Genomic DNA, 17561 nt, shown 5'->3' with positions numbered 1-17561 from the left:
ATCGCTGCCGCGGGCACGCCTTTGGGGGAGGGGACGTGAAGGGGATCATTCTAGCCGGGGGGAGCGGTACGCGCCTCTATCCGGCCACGCTCGCCGTATCCAAGCAGCTGCTGCCGATCTTCGACAAGCCGATGATCTATTATCCGCTCGGCGTCCTCATGCTGTCGGGCATCACCGAGATACTGGTGATCTCGACGCCGACGGACCTCCCCCGGTTCGAGGCGCTGCTGGGCGATGGAAGCACGTTCGGGATCCGCCTTTCCTATGCCGAGCAGGCTGAGCCCAATGGTCTTGCCGAAGCCTTCATCATCGGCCGCGAGTTCGTCGGCGACAGCCCGGTGGCGCTGATCCTCGGCGACAACATCTTCTACGGCGCGAGCCTGCCCGCGATCTGCCGGGAAGCGGCCGAACGGGAGAGCGGTGCGACGGTCTTCGCCTATCAGGTGCAGGATCCGGAGCGCTACGGCGTCGTCTCGTTCGACAAGGAGAGCGAGCGGGCGCTGACCATCGAGGAGAAGCCCGCGGAGCCCAAGTCCAACTGGGCGGTGACGGGCCTCTATTTCTACGACAACGACGTGCTCGACATCGCCGCCGCGCTGAAGCCGTCGGAACGCGGCGAGCTCGAGATCACCGACGTCAACCGCGCCTATCTGGAACGTGGGATGCTGCAGGTGAGCAGGCTCGGGCGCGGCTTTGCCTGGCTCGATACCGGAACGCACGAGAGCCTTCACGAGGCCGGCTCGTTCGTGCGCACGATCGAGCACCGGCAGGGGCTGAAGATCATGTGCCTCGAGGAGATCGCCCTCGAGCTCGGCTATCTGACGCCGGCGCAGGTGATGGAACGGGCGGACGCGCTCGGGAAGACGGAATATGCCGCCTATCTGAGGCGCCGCGCCGCGGAGGTTGCCGATGCTTGACGTTCGGCCGCTCGGGCTCGGCGGCGCGGCGGAGATCCGGCCGCGCAAGTTCGGAGACGAGCGCGGCTTCTTTTCCGAGACGTGGAATGCCGCCGCCATGAAGGAGGCGGGATTCGAGCTCGATTTCGTCCAGGACAATCACAGCTATTCGGCGGCGAGAGGCGTGCTCCGCGGCCTCCACTTCCAGCTTGCTCCCGCCGCCCAGGACAAGCTGGTGCGGGTGAGCCGCGGCGCGATCTATGACGTGGTGGTGGATATCCGGCGGGGATCGCCGACGTTCGGCAAGTGGGCCGGCCTCGTGGTCTCGGCCGAGCTCTGGAACCAGGTCCTTGTGCCCAAGGGCTTCGCGCACGGCTTCGTCACCATCGAGGAAGACACGGAAGTCCAGTATAAGGTGACTTCCCCCTACCGGCCGGACCTGGAGCGCAGCATCCGCTTCGACGATCCGGAGATCGGGATCGACTGGCCGGTTGCCGCCACTGACGTGCAGCTCTCGGCGAAGGACCGGGACGCGCCCTTCCTTCGCGACGTCGAGACGGGGTTCGAATGAGCATCAGGCGGATCCTCGTCACCGGCGGTGCGGGCTTCATCGGAAGCGCGCTGTGCCGCCACCTGGTCGGCTCCGGCTACCAGGTCGTGAACCTCGACAAGCTCACTTATGCGGGCAACCTGGATTCGCTCCGGGACGTGTCCGGCAGCCCCGCCTACAGCTTCCATCGGCTCGACATCTGCGACGAGGCGGGCGTGCTCGACATCCTGCGGCGGGAGCGGGTCGAGGCGATCATGCACCTTGCCGCCGAGAGCCATGTCGACCGCTCGATCGACGGCCCGGCGGCGTTCCTCGAGACGAACGTCGTCGGCACCTTCCGGCTGCTGAACGCCGCGCTCGCTTATTGGCGCGAGCTGGAGCCGGAGGCGCAGCGGCGCTTCCGATTCCATCATGTCTCCACCGACGAAGTGTTCGGCGACTTGCCGTTCGACAGCGGCATCTTCACCGAGGAGACGGCCTATGCACCCTCCTCGCCTTATTCGGCCTCGAAGGCCGCGTCGGACCATTTCGTCCGCGCCTGGCACGAAACCTACGGGCTGCCGGTCGTGCTCTCCAATTGCTCGAACAATTACGGGCCCTACCACTTCCCCGAGAAGCTGGTCCCGCTCGTGATCCTCAATGCGCTCGAAGGGCTTCCGCTGCCGGTCTACGGCGAAGGGGCGAACGTCCGCGACTGGCTGTACGTGGACGATCACGCCCGTGCTCTGGAGCTGGTCGTCACGCGCGGCGCGGTGGGCGAGAGTTACAATGTCGGGGGCCGGTCGGAACGGACCAACCTCGGCGTCGTCGAGACGATCTGCGATATCCTCGACCGCAAGCAGCCGCTTGGCGGGGGGGGCAGGCGGCGCGAGCTGATCACCTTCGTCAAGGACCGGCCGGGCCACGACCGGCGCTACGCGATCGACGCTTCGAAGATCGAGCGCGAGCTCGGCTGGCGGGCGGAGGAGAGCTTCGAGAGCGGGATCGAGAAGACGATCGACTGGTATCTCGCCAACGAATGGTGGTGGCGCCCGATCCGCGAGCAGAAATATGCGGGAGCCCGGCTCGGGGCAGGCGGATGAAGGTGCTGGTGACGGGGCGGGCGGGGCAGCTCGTCCGCAGCCTCGTCGAACGGTCGGCCGGCGTTCCCGAATTGGAAATCGCGGCGCTGGGGCGGCCGGAGCTCGACCTGGAGGTCCCCGGCAGCGCCGCCGCTGCCGTGCGGCGGGCGGCGCCCGACGTGGTGATCAACGCCGCCGCCTATACCGCGGTCGATCTCGCCGAGGACGAGCCGGAGCGGGCGATGCGGATCAACGGCGACGCCGCCGGCGAGATCGCTGCCGCAGCGCGTGGAGTGGGCGCCGCGATCGTCCAGATTTCCACCGACTACGTCTTCGACGGGAGGAGACCGACCCCCTACCGCGAAGATGCCTCAACCGCGCCCCTCGGCGCCTACGGCCGTTCGAAGCTCGCCGGCGAAGAGCAGGTGCGGCGCTCGAACCCGGACCATCTGATCCTGAGGACCGCCTGGGTCTACAGCCCCTTCGGGCAGAATTTCGTCAAGACGATGATGCGCGTCGCCCAAAGCCGCGGCGAAATCACGGTGGTGGCGGACCAGCAGGGCAATCCCACCTCCGCCCTCGATCTTGCGGACGCTCTGCTGGCGGTGCTGGAACGCTGCCGACACGGAGAGCGCACCGGCCTCGGCTCGGCCTACCACCTTGCCGGAACCGGCTCCACCAGTTGGTTCGGCTTTGCGGAGGCGATCTTCCAGGAATGCCGCGCCCTCGGCTTTCCCGCCGCCGAGGTGCGCCCGATCCGGACTTCGGACTGGCCGACGAAGGCAGTCCGCCCAACCAATTCCAGGCTCGACAGCAGCCGCTTTGCCGCCGATTTCGCATTCGCGATGCCGCATTGGCGCCAGTCCCTCGGCGAGGTCGTCCGCCGCCTCGGCGCCTCCTAGTCTGCGAACCAGTTGCGCGGATAATCCTCGATTACGCCGCCGCGGCGGTTGATCTCGATCGCGACCCGGACGCTCAGCGGGTCCACTTCGAAATCGTCGGACGTGAAGCGGGTGAGCGGGGTGCCGTCATAGGAGGGCTCGATATATTCCGGCTTGAGCCGGCCCCGCACCGCGGAATAGCGGGCGCCGATCTGGTCGGCCATGATCTGGAAGAAGTTGCTCGTGCAGCCCGGCGGCTGGATTTCGACGAAGTGGAGCGGCTCCCGGGCAGGCGAATAATATTGGAGCGGCGCGAGGCCGGCGCCGTGGATGCCGACAATATGGGTCGCGCCCCGCACCAGCGCGAACTGCACCTCGTTCGAATGCTCCTCCATATAAACCGTCCTGTAGCCGAGAGGGACAAGCACCGCCTCCACTTCGGCCTGGTTCGAGATCCGCCGTGTGTCCTTGCGCGCGACGAAGATCTTCTTGGGTAGGTCTTCGATCCGCGGGAACACCGCCTCGTCGCCGTCGTGCGCACGCATGAATCGTTCGATCATATGGTGGCGGTAGGAACTGAACGCTTCCATCGGGTCCATACGCCACACCAGCTGCCGCCCACGCACCGGCGCATCGCTCAGCAGCGAATCGAAGCCGAAGCGACGGTAGAGGGCGACCGCTCCCACCGGCATACCTTCCGGGAGCAGCACGGTGAGCGGAAGGCCGGAGCGCTCGCGCGCGTAAATCGCCATCGGCAGGAAGGAGTTCACATGGTGCGACCAGTTGAAATAATGATTGGCGCGAAGATCGATAAAGACGCCGCCGAACGGCACAGGAGCGCCTCCGGCGAGCCTCAGTTTCAGCTTCCGCTTCCGAGTGAGATCAGTGCTGTGGGCGGTCGCATCCTCCTCCAGCTTCAGCTCCAGCTGCCCGCTCACGAAAGATGCCGCGGGATGATAGATGAGCTCGACATCGGGCGAAAAGCGATCGGCGAAAGTGGAGGCCGCCGCCACGCGCCAGAAGGCCTTGAAGCGATAGGCCGGAATGCTGATCGTTTCACTGTAGGGCATGCTCGCGGCGTCCGGTTCCGGCATCAGTTCGGCGGAGCCGCAGCTTCGTCCGGAAGGGCGAGATAGTCCGATCCGACGAAATTCGCGGGATCATCGAGCTCGAACCGGTCAAGGGGATGCTCCCCGCCCAATCGATCGATCTGGAACACCCGGTAACCCGCCTCGGTCAGGAACGCGTGGATCCGTGCCGCCCGTTCGCGATTTGCCAGCCGCGCCTCCTCGGCGCGCCATGCGCGTTCCATCCCGGTGAAATTGGGAAGCAGTTCGAAGACGATAGCCGGGCGGCAGCGGGCAATCGTTTCGCGCAGCCCCTCCATCACCTCCGGCTCCGCGCCCTCCACATCGATCTTGATGATTGCGATCCGCTCGAGCTGAAGCCGCGCCAGGATCTCGTCCCCCGGCGCCACCGGCACCGAAGCGACGACGGGAGTTTCGGCATCGCTGAGCGTCGTTGCCATCACGTCGCCCAGGTTCGACGCGTGAAGGTCCAGCACCGAATAACGATTGCTGAGCGCCAGCGGCATGATCTTCACGTTTGACAGCCCATTGTCCGCAACGAACTGCGTCAGGAAGGCGCAGCACATGATCTGCGGCTCGAACCCGACATATTGCCGCTGCGGATCGATCGAGAGTACGCTGACTAACGTCTGCCCCAGATTAGCTCCCACATCGACGAACGCGCCCTGGCGCCCGCCCAGCAACCGCCTGAAGACGATCTGGAGATGCGGCTCGTGCGTCATGCTGGTCGAAAAGCGGTTGGGCAGATAGCCCTTCACCCGGTACCGTCTGCCCCCGAGCGGCAGGCGCCGCCCCGCCTGAAAAGCGACATGCCGCAGATGCGCGATCAATCTCTGGAACATAGGCGTGCCAGCAACCTTTCAAGCGAGCCGTTATGGAGGTGAGCCTGGACCCGGTTGAATGCATTCTCCGCGAGGCGTCGCCTCAGCTGGGGATCGGCAAGTGTCTGCCGCACCTTGCAATCCAGATCCTCAAGGTCCCACCTGACGGGAACATAGGTCTCCCAGGGGACAAATATGTCCGGGTCCGTTTCCAGATGGGCCATGTCCGGCTTCAGGAGTACCGCCCCGGCTGCAACCGCCTCGAAGTCGCGGATGCAGATTTCTCCGTAGCCGAATGGGCTGAAGCAGATCTTCGACTTTCGCAGCTCCCGCATGAAACCGCGCCTGCCGAGCCGCCCCGTCGTGACGGTCAGCCCGCCGAGACCCTGGATCGCAGCGGCGGCCTCCGCCCGCATCCGCGAGTACCAGGGAGTGCCCTCTGTTTCGACACGGCCGCTCACATCGATCGGGCGGTCGCCGCGAGCGGGGAGGCGGCCCCGGGCGAAGAGCGGAAGGAGCCGATGCGTTGTCGAGAATGCAGGTCCGAGCCTCAGCCGGTCGATAATCGAGGTATCAACCGTCCAGCTGGGCTCGGGGTTGTCCAGCCCGTGCCGGGCGGTGAAGAAATCCACGAGATGCGTGTGACCTCTGGGAGCCTGCAGGTACATCGATCGGTCCCGGAACATGGACTTCTTGACGTAGTGACTGACGAACGGGGCCACGCGTCCGGAAAATCGCAGGTCCGATGTGGCGGACCAGTCGAAATAGCTTACCAGGATGTCCGGGTGCCGCGTGGTGATTCCGGAGAGGGTCTCTTCCAGCAGGTCGCGCTCGGGCTCGTAAGGCGATTGCAGGAACAGAGCGGACGCCTCAGCGAGCAGGTTGCTGGATGTGACGTCGCCAAATGCCACGGCACGGAACTCGTATCCATTCAGCTCCAAGCGCCGGGCGAAATATAGGAAGGGATAAAATTGCGCCCACGCTAAGCTATTGTTCCAATAGGCAAGAACCACTTTCTTGCGGCCCAAACGGGAGAACGGCCGCGCCAGATATCGCATTGCTGCCGCTTCGGCGAACGGAACCCGTTTCAACTTGCCCAGAAGCACTCGTACGGCTACGTTTTCAACACTCGTCCGACGGCGCAAGAAGGGCTCCCACCTTGTTTTCACGGCACGGGGATGTGTGGCTTCTTCAAGCGAGGCTATCGGCGCCGCGGAGGTCGCGCAATGGAAAGTTACGGCCCCTTGCACGAACGATTCGCGAATGTGTGATTACGGGACGGCGCGCGGGTCGCTGAATGGCTGACGTCCTGACTGTCCTGCCGAGCGTCCCGGCGGCGATGCTCGCCTCGAACGTGATCATGGACGTGAAGGTGGTCGAGGGACTCAGCATCTATGCCTCGCTCTGGCCGGGGCCGGTGCGTTGCCTCACGCGCATCTCCTCGGTGAGGGACCAGCCCTATTTCTCCGAATATGATCCGGGCATATTGCCGTTCGAAGTCGAGTTCATTGACGAGCTTGAGGATGCGTCGCACCTGCTGGACGAAAGTGCGGTGATACTCGCGGCCGCCGACAATCATCGCGACCTGGATGCGGTCAGGATCACGAAGGCGCCGGTCGTCTACATCATCGAATATACGCTGCGAACGCGGCTCCAGATCCTGTCGGTGGCGAACGCTCCGCGGGCGGCGAAGCTGAAGTCCGCTGCCTGGGTGATGGGCATGGAGTTGAAGCGCCGGAAGGCATTCAAGGCCGCGCGAGGGCTGCAGGCGAACGGGCTCCCGGCCTATGAGGCCTATGCGGGCCTCAATCCGCTACCTTTGCTCTACTACGATTCTCGTCTCCTTGCGGCCGACGGGGCGACGGCAGAGGACATCGCCCGAAAGCGGCAGGCGGTCCTTACCGGCTTCCCCCTCAGGCTGGCCTTCAGCGGCCGGCTAGAGCGAATGAAGGGCGCGGACTATCTGATCCCGCTTGCCAAGGACCTTAGCGAGCGGGGAGTTCAATTCAGCCTCGCGATTTACGGAGAGGGGGAATTACGCCCGGAGATGGAGACGATGGCGGCCCGGATCGGCGTCGCCGACCTCGTCACCTTCCATGGGCCGGTCGACTTCCGCGATACCCTCGTGCCAGCGCTTAAGAGCGACGTCGATCTGTTCGTCTGCTGCCATATGCAGGGGGATCCTTCCTGCACCTATCTCGAGACGATCGGCTGCGGCGTGCCCATCGTGGGATTCGCCAATGCTGCGTGGGAGGGTGTGCTGAAACTGGGTCGCTGCGGGCTTTCGGTTCGGATGGGGGACACGCAGGGGCTAGCGGACTGCATTGCCAGTCTTTCGCAAGACCGAAACGGGCTGGCGGAGCTGATCGACGGCACGCACCGGGTGAGCACCGGGCGGTCGTTCGAAGACACCTTCGCCCGCCGCGTCCAACATCTCAGAAGCGCGAGCGGCCGCTAGATCGATGCGGCCCCCCGAAGGATCCCGAAGCCTCCGCGCCACGGCGGCGCCCTCCTCGATGTGGGAGCGGTGATTGTGCGGAACTGGGCAGGCAAGCTCTTGGCGGTGGCGCAAAGGGACGCGTCGGTACTGCTCATCACCACGGTCGCGACGGCGCTCGTCAGGCTGGCCAGCTCCGTCGTCCTTACCCGGCTGCTGGCGCCCGATGTGTTCGGCATCGTCGGGATCATCACCACGATCATCATGTTCCTGACGCTGATGACTGACTTCGGCTTTCAGCCGTTCGTGGTTCGCCACCACCGCGGAGACGATCCGAATTTCCTCAACGTGATCTGGACTATCCACGCTGCGCGGGGCGTGGTGCTGGCGGCGATCGCCGGGGGCTCGGCAGGGGCGGTCGCATGGATCCTGGACAAGCCGGCCTTGCAGCTGCCGCTGATGGCGGCGTCCATGACCTTGCTCGTCAACGGCCTTGCATCCATGTCGTTGATCGCTCTCATTCGGGCCGGCCGCGTCAGCGCGATCTCCTTCTTCGACCTCGGCATGGTCGTCCTTCAGACGATTATGGCGATTATCCTGGCAGCGATGCTCCACTCGGTCTGGGCGATCATCGCTGCGATGATCCTGCAATCGATCGTCCGGGCACTGCTAAGCTACATCCTGTTCGGCAGGAGCATCAGAAAACCGTCGTGGGACTGGTCGATCTGGGACGAGTTCCGGCCCTTCTCCTGGATAATAATGAAATCAAGCGCCTTGTTCCTGCTGGTGACGCAGCTCGACAAGGTCGCGCTCGCCCGCCTGCTCTCCCTTCACGACTTCGGTCTTTATACGGTTGCAGCGAGCCTCTCCACGGTGCCCGGCCTGTTCGCCTACGCTTATGGGAGCAGGATCCTGTACCCGCGCTACTCGCGTGCGCTCAGGGAGGATGCGGCCGTGGCCCCGGAGGCTTATTATGCCGACCGGCGGCTGATTTCCCGCCTCTACAGCTTCGCGACCGGGGCTCTCGTCACTTCGGCGCCCGCTCTCGTCAGCCTTTTGTACGATCCCCGCTATGCCGAGGCCGCCCGCTATCTATCGATCCTGGCGGTCAGCGGAATGCTGCTGCTCAGCAATATCGCGGCCAGCGAGTATCTGACGGCGTCGGGGAGGGTGGTGTCGGGCCTCAGGGCAAACCAGCTTCGGGTGGCGTGGATCTGCAGCGCCGGGGCAGCCGGATATTTCCTGATCGGCACCTTGGGCGTGGTGCTCGCGATCGGCTTTATGGAGGTGGTGCCGCTGATCTACTTCTGGCTGGTCCTTCGCCGCCAGGGCGTGCTGAACTGGAGCCAGGAGGCCTTGCAGCTGGGCCTGAGCCTCCTGGGCCTTGCCGCGGGCTCAGCGGCCAGCATCGGATATTTCGCGGCGACAACGCTGCTGCTCCAGCGCTAGTCCTCAGCGGACGAGCAGGCCGTGCTTCTTCTTGCCGGCCGAGATGCGGACCTGTTCCTCGACCGCGATGACGATGTCGGCTTCCGCCTTTTCGCCGTCGACCCGGGCGCCGCCGCCGGCGATCAGGCGCCGGGCTTCGCCCTTGGACGCTGCAAGTCCGAGGCCGACCAGCGCATCGACCAAGGCGATGTCGCCGGAAACCTTTAGCGTGGGCAGCTGCTCGCCCGCAGAGCCTTCCTCGAACGTACGCCGGGCCGTCTCGGCCGCCTCGCGCGCCGCTTCCGCTCCGTGCAGCATCTCGGTGGCCGCGTCGGCGAGCAGCTTCTTCGCCTCGTTGATCTCGCTGCCCTCGAGCGCTTCGAGCCGCGCGATCTCGTCCAGCGGCAGATCGGTGAACAGGCGGAGGAACCGCCCCACGTCGGCATCCTGGGTGTTCCGCCAGAATTGCCAATAATCGTAGGGGCTCAGCAGATCCGCATTAAGCCACACCGCGCCGCGTTCGGTCTTCCCCATCTTGCCGCCGTCCGCCGTGGTGATGAGCGGCGTCGTAAGGCCGTAGACCTGGGTGCCGTCGACCCGCCGGGCGAGCTCGATGCCGTTGACGATATTGCCCCACTGATCCGATCCGCCGAGCTGAAGCCGGCAGGCGGCGCGGCGAGACAGCTCCAGGAAGTCGTAGCCCTGGAGGATCATGTAGTTGAATTCCAGGAAGGAGAGGGACTGTTCCCTATCCATGCGCAGCTTGACGCTCTCGAAGCTCAGCATCCGGTTAACGGAGAAATGCTGGCCGATCTCGCGGAGGAAGGGGATATATTCGAGCCGGTCGAGCCACTCGGCATTGTCCAGGAGAACCGCATCGCTCGGCCCATCGCCGAACGTCACGAACCGCTCGAACACGCGCTTGATGGAGGCGATGTTGGCGTTGATCGTCTCCACTGTCAGCAGCTTTCGCGCCTCGTCCTTGAAGCTCGGATCGCCGATCTTCGACGTGCCGCCGCCCATCAGAACGATCGGCTTGTGTCCGGCCTGCTGCAGCCGCCGGAGCATCATGATCTGAACGAGCGAACCCACGTGAAGCGAAGGGGCCGTCGCATCGAAGCCGATATATCCGGGCACGATTTCCCGCCCTGCGAGGGCGTCGAGCCCCCCGGCATCGGTCAGCTGGTGGATATAGCCGCGCGTTTCGAGCAGGCGGAGGAGTTCGGATCTGTACTGGCTCATCGGGCGCGGCGGTTAGCACGCTCCCGCTTCGAGCTCCAACCCCGGAGCTAGCGTGCCGGTACCGGCACCCGGCGCGAGGCGCGGTCGGCAAGCGCGTCCAGCGCCTGCCAGTCATCGTCGCCCATCGTGTCTGCGCAGAGCATCAGGCGGCGCAGGATATCCTCTCGGTCGCTGCCGACAGTGCGGGCGCGCACTGCGGTTGGAGCAGGGCCGGCACAGAGCAGCTCCGCGAGCGTCAGGCCGTAGACGTCCGCGAGGCGCGCCAGCAGCTCCGGGCCGGGGCTGAGGACGATGCCCTGCTCGATCCGCCAGAGGTGCTGCCGTGAAATGCCGGCTGCCTCGGCGACGGCCGAGCAGGGCTTGCGCGCAATGCTCCTGAGCTCCGCGAGCTTTTCGGCCAGCGACCGGCGCCCTGTGCTCGTCGGGAGACCTCGATCCGCGTCCGCCCTCGCTCCTGACATCGAAATTCCCCCGCCTCCGAGTGGATGCTGCAGGATACATCCGTGCCCTGGCGGGCGCATTCCCCTAACCTTCGGGGGGCGTCAGTCGATCAGCCCAGCCAGCGAGGCCTCCACCGCCGCCTGCACCCGCGTCCTGACGCCCAGTTTCCTGCACGCCGCGGCGAGGTGCTCATCCACCGTCTGCACCGACAGCCCGAGGATCGTCGATATCGTCGCGGAGCTCTTTCCCTGCCTCACCCAGGCCAGGCATTCCCGCTGCCGGTGGCTGAGCAGCGGCGTTGTCCCCGGCGATGCGGGCGCAAGCCTGCGCGCTTCCGCGGCGTAGAAGCCCGAAAGGATGCCGGCGGAGGTTCTGACGAACGAATCCTCGAGATCGGGCGCGGGTCCCGCAAGCACCACCGCCGCATAGCTTCCGTCGACCCATCGAACGGGAGTGAACAGGCCGTCGGCGAGGCCAAAATCACCGGCCTCGGCTTTGATCCGCATCTGATGCTCGTCGACCGGGCGGCGCAGCATCACGTCTCCCCACGAATAGGGATCCTTGGTCCCGAGCATCTCGCGCACGATCAGCGAGCGGCTGCCATAGCCGTTGGCCACGTAGCGGCTGGACCAGTCGGGCTGGAAGCTGCCGGCCAGCACCGACACGTCCGGAGCACGATCCGGCCGGAAGAAGCGGGCGAGCGCGAAGAATGGAAGACCGAGATCGGCAAACAGCGGCGCCGCGCGTGCCGAAAGATCGGCTGGCGAGTTCGCGCGCTTCATATCCGCGATGCAGTCGAAGGTGCGCCGGGCGAGCTGGTTTTCGTCTGCTGACATTCGACTCGCCTGAACCGCTGCCTCCAATCAACCTAGTTAAGCAAAGCCGGAATGAACCGATCCTGCACTTAGCTCAGCCTTATCAACAGCGGAACGCATGTGCGCGGGCAACGGCTCCTTAGCTCTTCCGGCTCAGCGTCCGCATCGCATCGTCAAGCCCTTCCAGGGTCAGCGGGTACATGCGATCGTGCATCAACGCGCGCACAATGTCGGTCGAGCGGTTGTAGCCCCAATAAAGCTCGTCCATCGGGTTCAGCCACACAGCGGAAGGGTAGGTGTTCACCATCCGCTGCATCCAGACAGCGCCTGCTTCGTCGTTGAAATGCTCGACCGAGCCGCCGGGGTGGGTGATCTCATAGGGGCTCATCGCCGCATCGCCGACGAACACCACCTTCCAGTCGTGGCCGTATTTGTGGAGCACGTCCCAAGTCGGCGTCCGCTCCGCGTGGCGGCGGCGGTTGTCCTTCCACACGCCTTCGTAGAGGCAATTGTGAAAGTAGAAGAATTCGAGGTTCTTGAACTCGGACGTGGCGGCGGAGAACAGCTCCTCGCAGATGCGGATGTGCGGGTCCATCGAACCGCCGACGTCGAGGAAGAGCAGCAGCTTCACCGCATTGTGCCGCTCGGGCCGCATCCGGATGTCGAGCCATCCTTTGCGCGCAGTGCCGTCGATGGTTTCCTCGATGTCGAGCTCGTCGGCCGCGCCCTCGCGGGCAAAGCGGCGGAGGCGGCGGAGCGCGACCTTGATGTTGCGGGTGCCGAGCTCCTTCGAGCTGTCGAGGTTCCTGAACTCGCGCTTGTCCCACACCTTGATCGCGCGCCCGTGCCGGCCTTCGCCGCCGATCCGCACGCCTTCGGGATTGTAGCCGCCATGGCCGTAGGGCGAGGTGCCGCCCGTGCCGATCCACTTCGACCCGCCCTCGTGCCGCCCCTTCTGCTCCTCGAGGCGCTGCTTCAGCGTCTCCATGATCTGGTCCCAGGAGCCGAGAGACTTGATCTCCTCCATCTGCTCGGGCGTGAGGTAGAGCTCCGCGACCTTCCTCAGCCATTCCTCGGGGATCGGCACGGCTTCGGTTCCGTAGCTGGTCTCGATCCCTTTGAAGACCTTGCCGAACACCTGATCGAACCGGTCGAGCAGCCCCTCGTCCTTCACGAAGGTCGCGCGCGCGAGATAATAGAATTCTTCCGGCCGAGCGCCGATCACCTCGGCATCGAGCGCTTCCAGCAGCGTGAGGTGCTCCTTCAGCGAAGCCGGGATGCCCGCCGCGCGCAGCTCGTCGACGAAGGAGAAGAACATCGCGGCGTCAGCCGCCGCGCCGGCTCATGAACGCCAGCCGCTCGAACAGCATCACGTCCTGCTCATTCTTGAGGAGCGCGCCGTGGAGTGGCGGGATGGCCTTCGAGGGATCGCGGGACTGGAGCACTTCAAGGGGCATGTCCTCGTGGAGGAGCAGTTTCAGCCAGTCGATCAATTCGCTGGTGGACGGCTTCTTCTTCAGGCCGGGGACGTCCCGGACCTCGTAGAAGATGTCCATGGCCTTCGAGACCAGCATCTTCTGGATGCCCGGGAAGTGCACGTCGATGATCGCCTGCATCGTCTCGCGGTCCGGGAACTTGATGTAGTGGAAGAAGCAGCGGCGGAGGAACGCGTCCGGCAGCTCCTTCTCGTTGTTGGACGTGATGACGACGATCGGCCGCTCCGCCGCCTTCACCGTCTCCTTGGTCTCGTAGACGTGGAACTCCATCCGATCGAGCTCCTGGAGGAGGTCGTTCGGAAATTCGATGTCGGCCTTGTCGATCTCGTCGATGAGGAGCACGGGCAGCTGCGGCGAGGTGAACGCCTCCCAAAGCTTGCCGCGGCGGATGTAGTTCGAGATGTCGTGGACCCGCGGATCGCCGAGCTGGCCGTCGCGGAGCCGCGCCACCGCGTCATATTCGTAGAGGCCCTGATGCGCCTTGGTGGTCGACTTGACGTGCCACTCGATCAGCGGGGCGCCCGCCGCACGGGCGATCTCGTGCGCGAGCACGGTCTTGCCCGTGCCGGGCTCGCCCTTGACGAGGAGGGGGCGGCGGAGCTTCACCGCCGCGTTGACTGCGACCTTCAGATCCTCGGTCGCGACGTAGTTCTGGGTGCCTTCGAAACGCATCGCCGCCGCATAGGCGATCCGACGCGCGGGGTACAACAGCTAGTCCGCGCCGCGCGCCTGCTGCCGTGCCTCGAGCAGGCTCCAGAGGCCGTGATGCTGGATCACTATCTGCTCGGCGCCGAACAGGAGCGCACGTTCGGTGGCCGGCGAGGGGGCGAAACGGTCGGCGACGCTTCGCACCGCCTCCGGCTCCCCCAGCGTATAGGGGACTGGATCGACTCCGAATCGGGCCGCGGCCGCGACCAGCACCTGGCGGATCGCGGCCCAATCGGCGACGAGCGCGAGCGCTGCCCCGAGCGCGCAGCCGTTCCGCTCCGATTGGGCGAGCATCTCGATCGCATGGCGCTGACCGATCACGGCCGCTTCGCTGTCCGACGAACCGGGAGTGCCGGGGACCGGTCCTGCCGCCACGGCGAGCTTTGCGAGGAATGCACGCTCGGCTCCGAATGCCTCTGCCGCGGCCGCAAGCCAGGCACGGGGCCCCGCCTCGGTGCAGCGGCCGGCGGCATGGTCGATGACGCCCGGATAGCGCCCATGGAGGGTGCAGAGATAGTGAACCGCATCGGACAGGTTTCGCGCGGCATGTGGCCCTTTGAGGAGCGCGAAGCTGACGGGATAAGGGTGCGCGGCGGTCCCCTGCTCGGCGGCGCAAGCCAGCAATCGGCCGCCGATGACGGCGCCGCTCTGGGTGCCGGCCGATAGTGAAGCCATCGAGTGACCCTTTTCCATAAAAGCTGCCATGCGCTCCGATCTAAGGGTCCTACCTATCTCAATGGCGTAAAAAGGAGGTTTACGGCCCGTTAGCCGCAAGGACCGCCCCGGAACGGGCCGCGGCGCGGGAAGCTCTTGAACCTCCGCCCGGAACCTCCGATGTTGGCCGAGTAGAAATTGCACGACAGGATTCTCCCTCACCATGGATCATCAGGATATCGTCAACGGCCTCGTGCCGATCGTCATCGAGCAGTCGAACCGCGGCGAGCGCAGCTTCGATATCTATTCGCGGCTGCTTCGGGAGCGGATCGTGTTCGTGACGGGTGGGGTCGAGGATCACATGGCGACGCTGATCACGGCGCAGCTCCTGTACCTGGAGTCGGAGAACCCGAAGAAGGACATCTTCATGTACATCAACTCGCCGGGCGGCGTCGTGACGGCCGGCATGGCGATCCACGACACGATGCAGTACATCCGCCCGCGGGTCGGCACGGTGTGCATCGGTCAGGCCGCCTCGATGGGCAGCTTCCTCCTCGCAGCCGGCGAACCAGGGATGCGGGTGGCTCTCACGAACGCTCGAATCATGATCCACCAGCCGTCGGGCGGAGCCCAGGGCATGGCCTCCGACATCGAGATCCAGGCGAAGGAAATCCTCCGCATCCGGCACCGGATGAACGAGCTTTACGCGCAATATACCGGCCAGACGCTGGAGACGATCGAGCGCGCCATGGACCGCGACAAGTTCCTTTCCTCCTCGGAAGCCAAGGAATTCGGAATCGTCGACGAGGTGTTCGACAAGCGTCCGGACGCTGCAGCCGAGGATGCGGCCAAAAACGCGGCTTAACGTTTAGGCCATTGTGATCGTGGTAATAAGAGGTCAGGATGCTCCGCCTGGGGTGCGCATGACAGGCGGGCAGAAGGCCTGAAGGATAGAGAATGACGAAATTGAGCGGCGGCGATAGCAAGAGCACCCTCTACTGCTCGTTCTGCGGGAAGTCGCAGCATGAGGTGAGGAAGCTCATCGCCGGGCCGACCGTGTTCATCTGCGATGAATGCGTCGAGCTGTGCAACGACATCATCCGGGAAGAGACCAAGTCCGCGCTCGTCAAGACGCGCGACGGGGTCCCGACGCCCGCGGAAATCTGCAAGGTGCTGGACGATTATGTGATCGGCCAGCAGCACGCCAAGCGCGTGCTCTCGGTGGCGGTGCACAATCACTACAAGCGCCTCAACCACGGGGCCAAGGGCGCGGACGTCGAGCTTGCAAAGTCGAACATCCTGCTCGTCGGGCCGACCGGGTGCGGCAAGACTTTGCTCGCGCAGACGCTGGCCCGCATACTCGACGTGCCGTTCACGATGGCCGATGCGACGACGCTTACCGAAGCCGGCTATGTCGGCGAGGACGTCGAGAACATCATCCTGAAACTGCTCCAGGCCTCCGACTACAACGTCGAGCGGGCGCAGCGCGGCATCGTCTACATCGACGAGATCGACAAGATCAGCCGGAAGTCCGACAATCCTTCGATCACCCGCGACGTCTCGGGCGAGGGCGTCCAGCAGGCTTTGCTGAAGCTGATGGAGGGCACCACGGCCTCCGTTCCACCGCAGGGCGGGCGCAAGCATCCGCAGCAGGAATTCCTGCAGGTCGACACGACCAACATCCTCTTCATCTGCGGCGGCGCCTTTGCCGGCCTCGAGAAGATCATCGCCGACCGTCTGCAAGGTAAGTCGATCGGCTTCGGCGCTTATGTGGCCGCTCCCGAAGAACGCCGCACCGGCGAGGTGCTGCGGCAGGGTGAGCCCGAGGATCTGCTGAAGTTCGGCCTCATCCCTGAATTCGTCGGCCGTCTGCCGGTGATCGCGACGCTCGAGGATCTCGATACCGACGCGCTGGTGAAGATTCTGCGCGAGCCGAAGAACGCGCTGGTGAAGCAATATGCCAAGCTGTTCGACATGGAGGACGTGAAGCTCAGCTTCACCGACGAGGCGATGGTCGCCGTCGCGAAGAAGGCGATCGAGCGCAAGACCGGCGCCCGCGGCCTCCGCTCGATCCTCGAGAACATCCTCCTCGACACCATGTTCGACCTGCCCTCGATGGACGGGGTCGACGAGGTGATGATCGACAAGGACGTGGTCGAAGGCCGCAAGGAGCCGGTCCGCGTCTATGCCGAGAAGAAGGGCGAGAGCGCGGCTTAACGCGCTCCCCCTTAGAACTACATAAGGGGCGGGCCCGTGAGGTCGCCCCTTTTCGTTTGCGCTAGCTGCCGGCCTTTTTCGCCGCTGCCGCCTTGGCCTCCTGCTCCTTCTGCCAGGCCTGGAAAGCTTCGATGTCGGCGGAGCGGCGGAGAATCTTGCCGGAGGGGTCGAGCACGACGTGTGCTCCGGCGGGCACCGCCAGCGACCCCTTGTTTCCGGTCATTGCGACCGTCTGCACCCGGCCGTCGACTTCCACTTCGACAGGCATCGGAAACGGCTTGTTGCGCGGAGTCTTCCACCGCAGGTCGAGCCTGTCGCCGCGCCGTTCCTCGACCAGGTCCGGCAGCGCCGCCTCGTCGAGATAGATGTCGAAGAACCAGCCGAGATCCTTGCCCGTCACCTGATTGACGATGCTGCGAAACTCAGCCGAGCTGCCGTAACGCGGCTTGAAATTTCCGGGTCTGGGATCGGGCCGCCCGTAGACCAGGCGGCGGGTGGCGTCGAAGAAGGCGGTATCGCCGAGAAGCTCGCGCAGGGTATGAAGCATCCAGGCGCCCTTGACGTAGATGTCTCCGCCTGGGCCGCTCTCGGGCTTGTAGACTTCTTCGGAGGCGCGCGGCGATCCCGACACGAGGGGAAACCGGTTGAGGATCGTATTGCGGGCGGTGTTCATCGCCGCGTGATAGGCGAACTCGCCGCCCCGCCAGCGGCCGTAGAGCGGCTGCATATAGGCGCCGAAGCCCTCGTGCAGCCAGAAATCGTCCCAATCGGAGGCGGTGAGCTGGTTCGCGAACCATTCGTGCGCGAACTCGTGGTGGAACAGCCA

General features: G+C 64.9%; 18 protein-coding genes. 8 read left to right on the top strand and 10 right to left on the bottom strand.

Annotation, left to right across the window (positions count from 1 at the left end; genetic code table 11):
• Positions 1–35 precede the first annotated feature (35 nt).
• The 4 genes from rfbA to rfbD are packed head-to-tail and all read left to right on the top strand — an operon-like array spanning position 36 to position 3409.
• A complete protein-coding gene (gene rfbA, locus VF662_RS09780) occupies positions 36–917 on the top strand; it encodes a glucose-1-phosphate thymidylyltransferase RfbA (RefSeq protein ID WP_464140414.1) in 882 nt (293 codons plus the stop codon).
• Complete coding sequence (gene rfbC, locus VF662_RS09775; protein WP_464140411.1) at positions 910–1467, top strand: dTDP-4-dehydrorhamnose 3,5-epimerase; 558 nt, start codon at positions 910–912, stop codon at positions 1465–1467. Before rfbA ends, rfbC begins: the two co-directional genes overlap by 8 nt.
• Complete coding sequence (gene rfbB / locus VF662_RS09770; RefSeq protein ID WP_464140409.1) at positions 1464–2528, top strand: dTDP-glucose 4,6-dehydratase; 1065 nt, start codon at positions 1464–1466, stop codon at positions 2526–2528. Before rfbC ends, rfbB begins: the two co-directional genes overlap by 4 nt.
• Positions 2525–3409, top strand: coding sequence for a dTDP-4-dehydrorhamnose reductase (gene rfbD / locus VF662_RS09765; RefSeq protein WP_464140407.1), 885 nt, complete (start codon positions 2525–2527; stop codon positions 3407–3409). Before rfbB ends, rfbD begins: the two co-directional genes overlap by 4 nt.
• On the opposite strand, the gene VF662_RS09760 is transcribed toward rfbD, so the two are convergent.
• The 3 genes from VF662_RS09760 to VF662_RS09750 are packed head-to-tail and all read right to left on the bottom strand — an operon-like array spanning position 3406 to position 6208.
• Positions 3406–4458: a glycosyltransferase family 61 protein gene (locus VF662_RS09760; protein ID WP_464140405.1), complete on the bottom strand. Its 1053-nt coding sequence runs from the start codon at positions 4456–4458 to the stop codon at positions 3406–3408. The two genes, rfbD and VF662_RS09760, sit on opposite strands and share 4 nt — an antisense overlap.
• Before the next feature lie 23 nt (positions 4459–4481).
• Complete coding sequence (locus VF662_RS09755) at positions 4482–5318, bottom strand: FkbM family methyltransferase (protein ID WP_464140403.1); 837 nt, start codon at positions 5316–5318, stop codon at positions 4482–4484.
• Positions 5303–6208 (bottom strand): glycosyltransferase, encoded by a 906-nt coding sequence (locus VF662_RS09750; RefSeq protein WP_464140401.1) that lies wholly within the window; start codon positions 6206–6208, stop codon positions 5303–5305. Before VF662_RS09750 ends, VF662_RS09755 begins: the two co-directional genes overlap by 16 nt.
• Before the next feature lie 386 nt (positions 6209–6594).
• Between VF662_RS09750 and VF662_RS09745 the strand changes: the two genes are divergently transcribed.
• A complete protein-coding gene (locus tag VF662_RS09745) occupies positions 6595–7755 on the top strand; it encodes a glycosyltransferase (protein ID WP_464140398.1) in 1161 nt (386 codons plus the stop codon).
• Between the two features lie 75 nt (positions 7756–7830).
• Positions 7831–9183, top strand: a complete 1353-nt coding sequence (locus VF662_RS09740; protein WP_464140396.1) for an oligosaccharide flippase family protein — start codon at positions 7831–7833, stop codon at positions 9181–9183.
• Positions 9184–9186: 3 nt separating this feature from the next.
• On the opposite strand, the gene tyrS is transcribed toward VF662_RS09740, so the two are convergent.
• From tyrS to VF662_RS09710, 6 genes are all read right to left on the bottom strand, one after another.
• The gene (gene tyrS / locus VF662_RS09735) at positions 9187–10404 is read right to left on the bottom strand and encodes a tyrosine--tRNA ligase (RefSeq protein WP_464140393.1); all 1218 of its coding nucleotides are present in this window, start codon (positions 10402–10404) and stop codon (positions 9187–9189) included.
• Positions 10405–10451: 47 nt separating this feature from the next.
• Positions 10452–10865 carry a helix-turn-helix domain-containing protein gene (locus VF662_RS09730; protein WP_464140389.1) on the bottom strand — a complete coding sequence of 138 codons (414 nt, stop codon included), beginning with the start codon at positions 10863–10865 and terminating at the stop codon, positions 10452–10454.
• Between the two features lie 81 nt (positions 10866–10946).
• Positions 10947–11681 (bottom strand): autoinducer binding domain-containing protein, encoded by a 735-nt coding sequence (locus VF662_RS09725; protein WP_464140386.1) that lies wholly within the window; start codon positions 11679–11681, stop codon positions 10947–10949.
• Positions 11682–11799: 118 nt separating this feature from the next.
• On the bottom strand, positions 11800–12978 hold the full coding sequence (locus tag VF662_RS09720; protein WP_464140383.1) for a vWA domain-containing protein: 1179 nt from the start codon (positions 12976–12978) through the stop codon (positions 11800–11802).
• Between the two features lie 7 nt (positions 12979–12985).
• Positions 12986–13828, bottom strand: coding sequence for an AAA family ATPase (locus VF662_RS09715; RefSeq protein WP_464140457.1), 843 nt, complete (start codon positions 13826–13828; stop codon positions 12986–12988).
• A gap of 39 nt (positions 13829–13867) precedes the next feature.
• On the bottom strand, positions 13868–14539 hold the full coding sequence (locus VF662_RS09710) for a DUF6975 family protein (RefSeq protein ID WP_464140381.1): 672 nt from the start codon (positions 14537–14539) through the stop codon (positions 13868–13870).
• Between the two features lie 202 nt (positions 14540–14741).
• On the opposite strand from VF662_RS09710, the gene clpP reads away from it, so the two are divergent.
• Both clpP and clpX read left to right on the top strand, forming a co-directional pair.
• Positions 14742–15383, top strand: coding sequence for an ATP-dependent Clp endopeptidase proteolytic subunit ClpP (clpP, locus tag VF662_RS09705; protein ID WP_464140379.1), 642 nt, complete (start codon positions 14742–14744; stop codon positions 15381–15383).
• Between the two features lie 92 nt (positions 15384–15475).
• Positions 15476–16735: an ATP-dependent Clp protease ATP-binding subunit ClpX gene (gene clpX / locus VF662_RS09700; protein ID WP_464140376.1), complete on the top strand. Its 1260-nt coding sequence runs from the start codon at positions 15476–15478 to the stop codon at positions 16733–16735.
• 61 nt (positions 16736–16796) lie between these two features.
• On the opposite strand, the gene VF662_RS09695 is transcribed toward clpX, so the two are convergent.
• Positions 16797–17561, bottom strand: a 765-nt coding sequence (locus VF662_RS09695) for a M1 family aminopeptidase (RefSeq protein WP_464140373.1), incomplete at its 5' end; no start/stop codon positions are given.

The sequence above is a fragment of the Allosphingosinicella sp. genome, assembly GCF_036387215.1.
Lineage (GTDB): Bacteria > Pseudomonadota > Alphaproteobacteria > Sphingomonadales > Sphingomonadaceae > Allosphingosinicella.
This window is presented reverse-complemented; position numbering and strand designations above follow the sequence as displayed.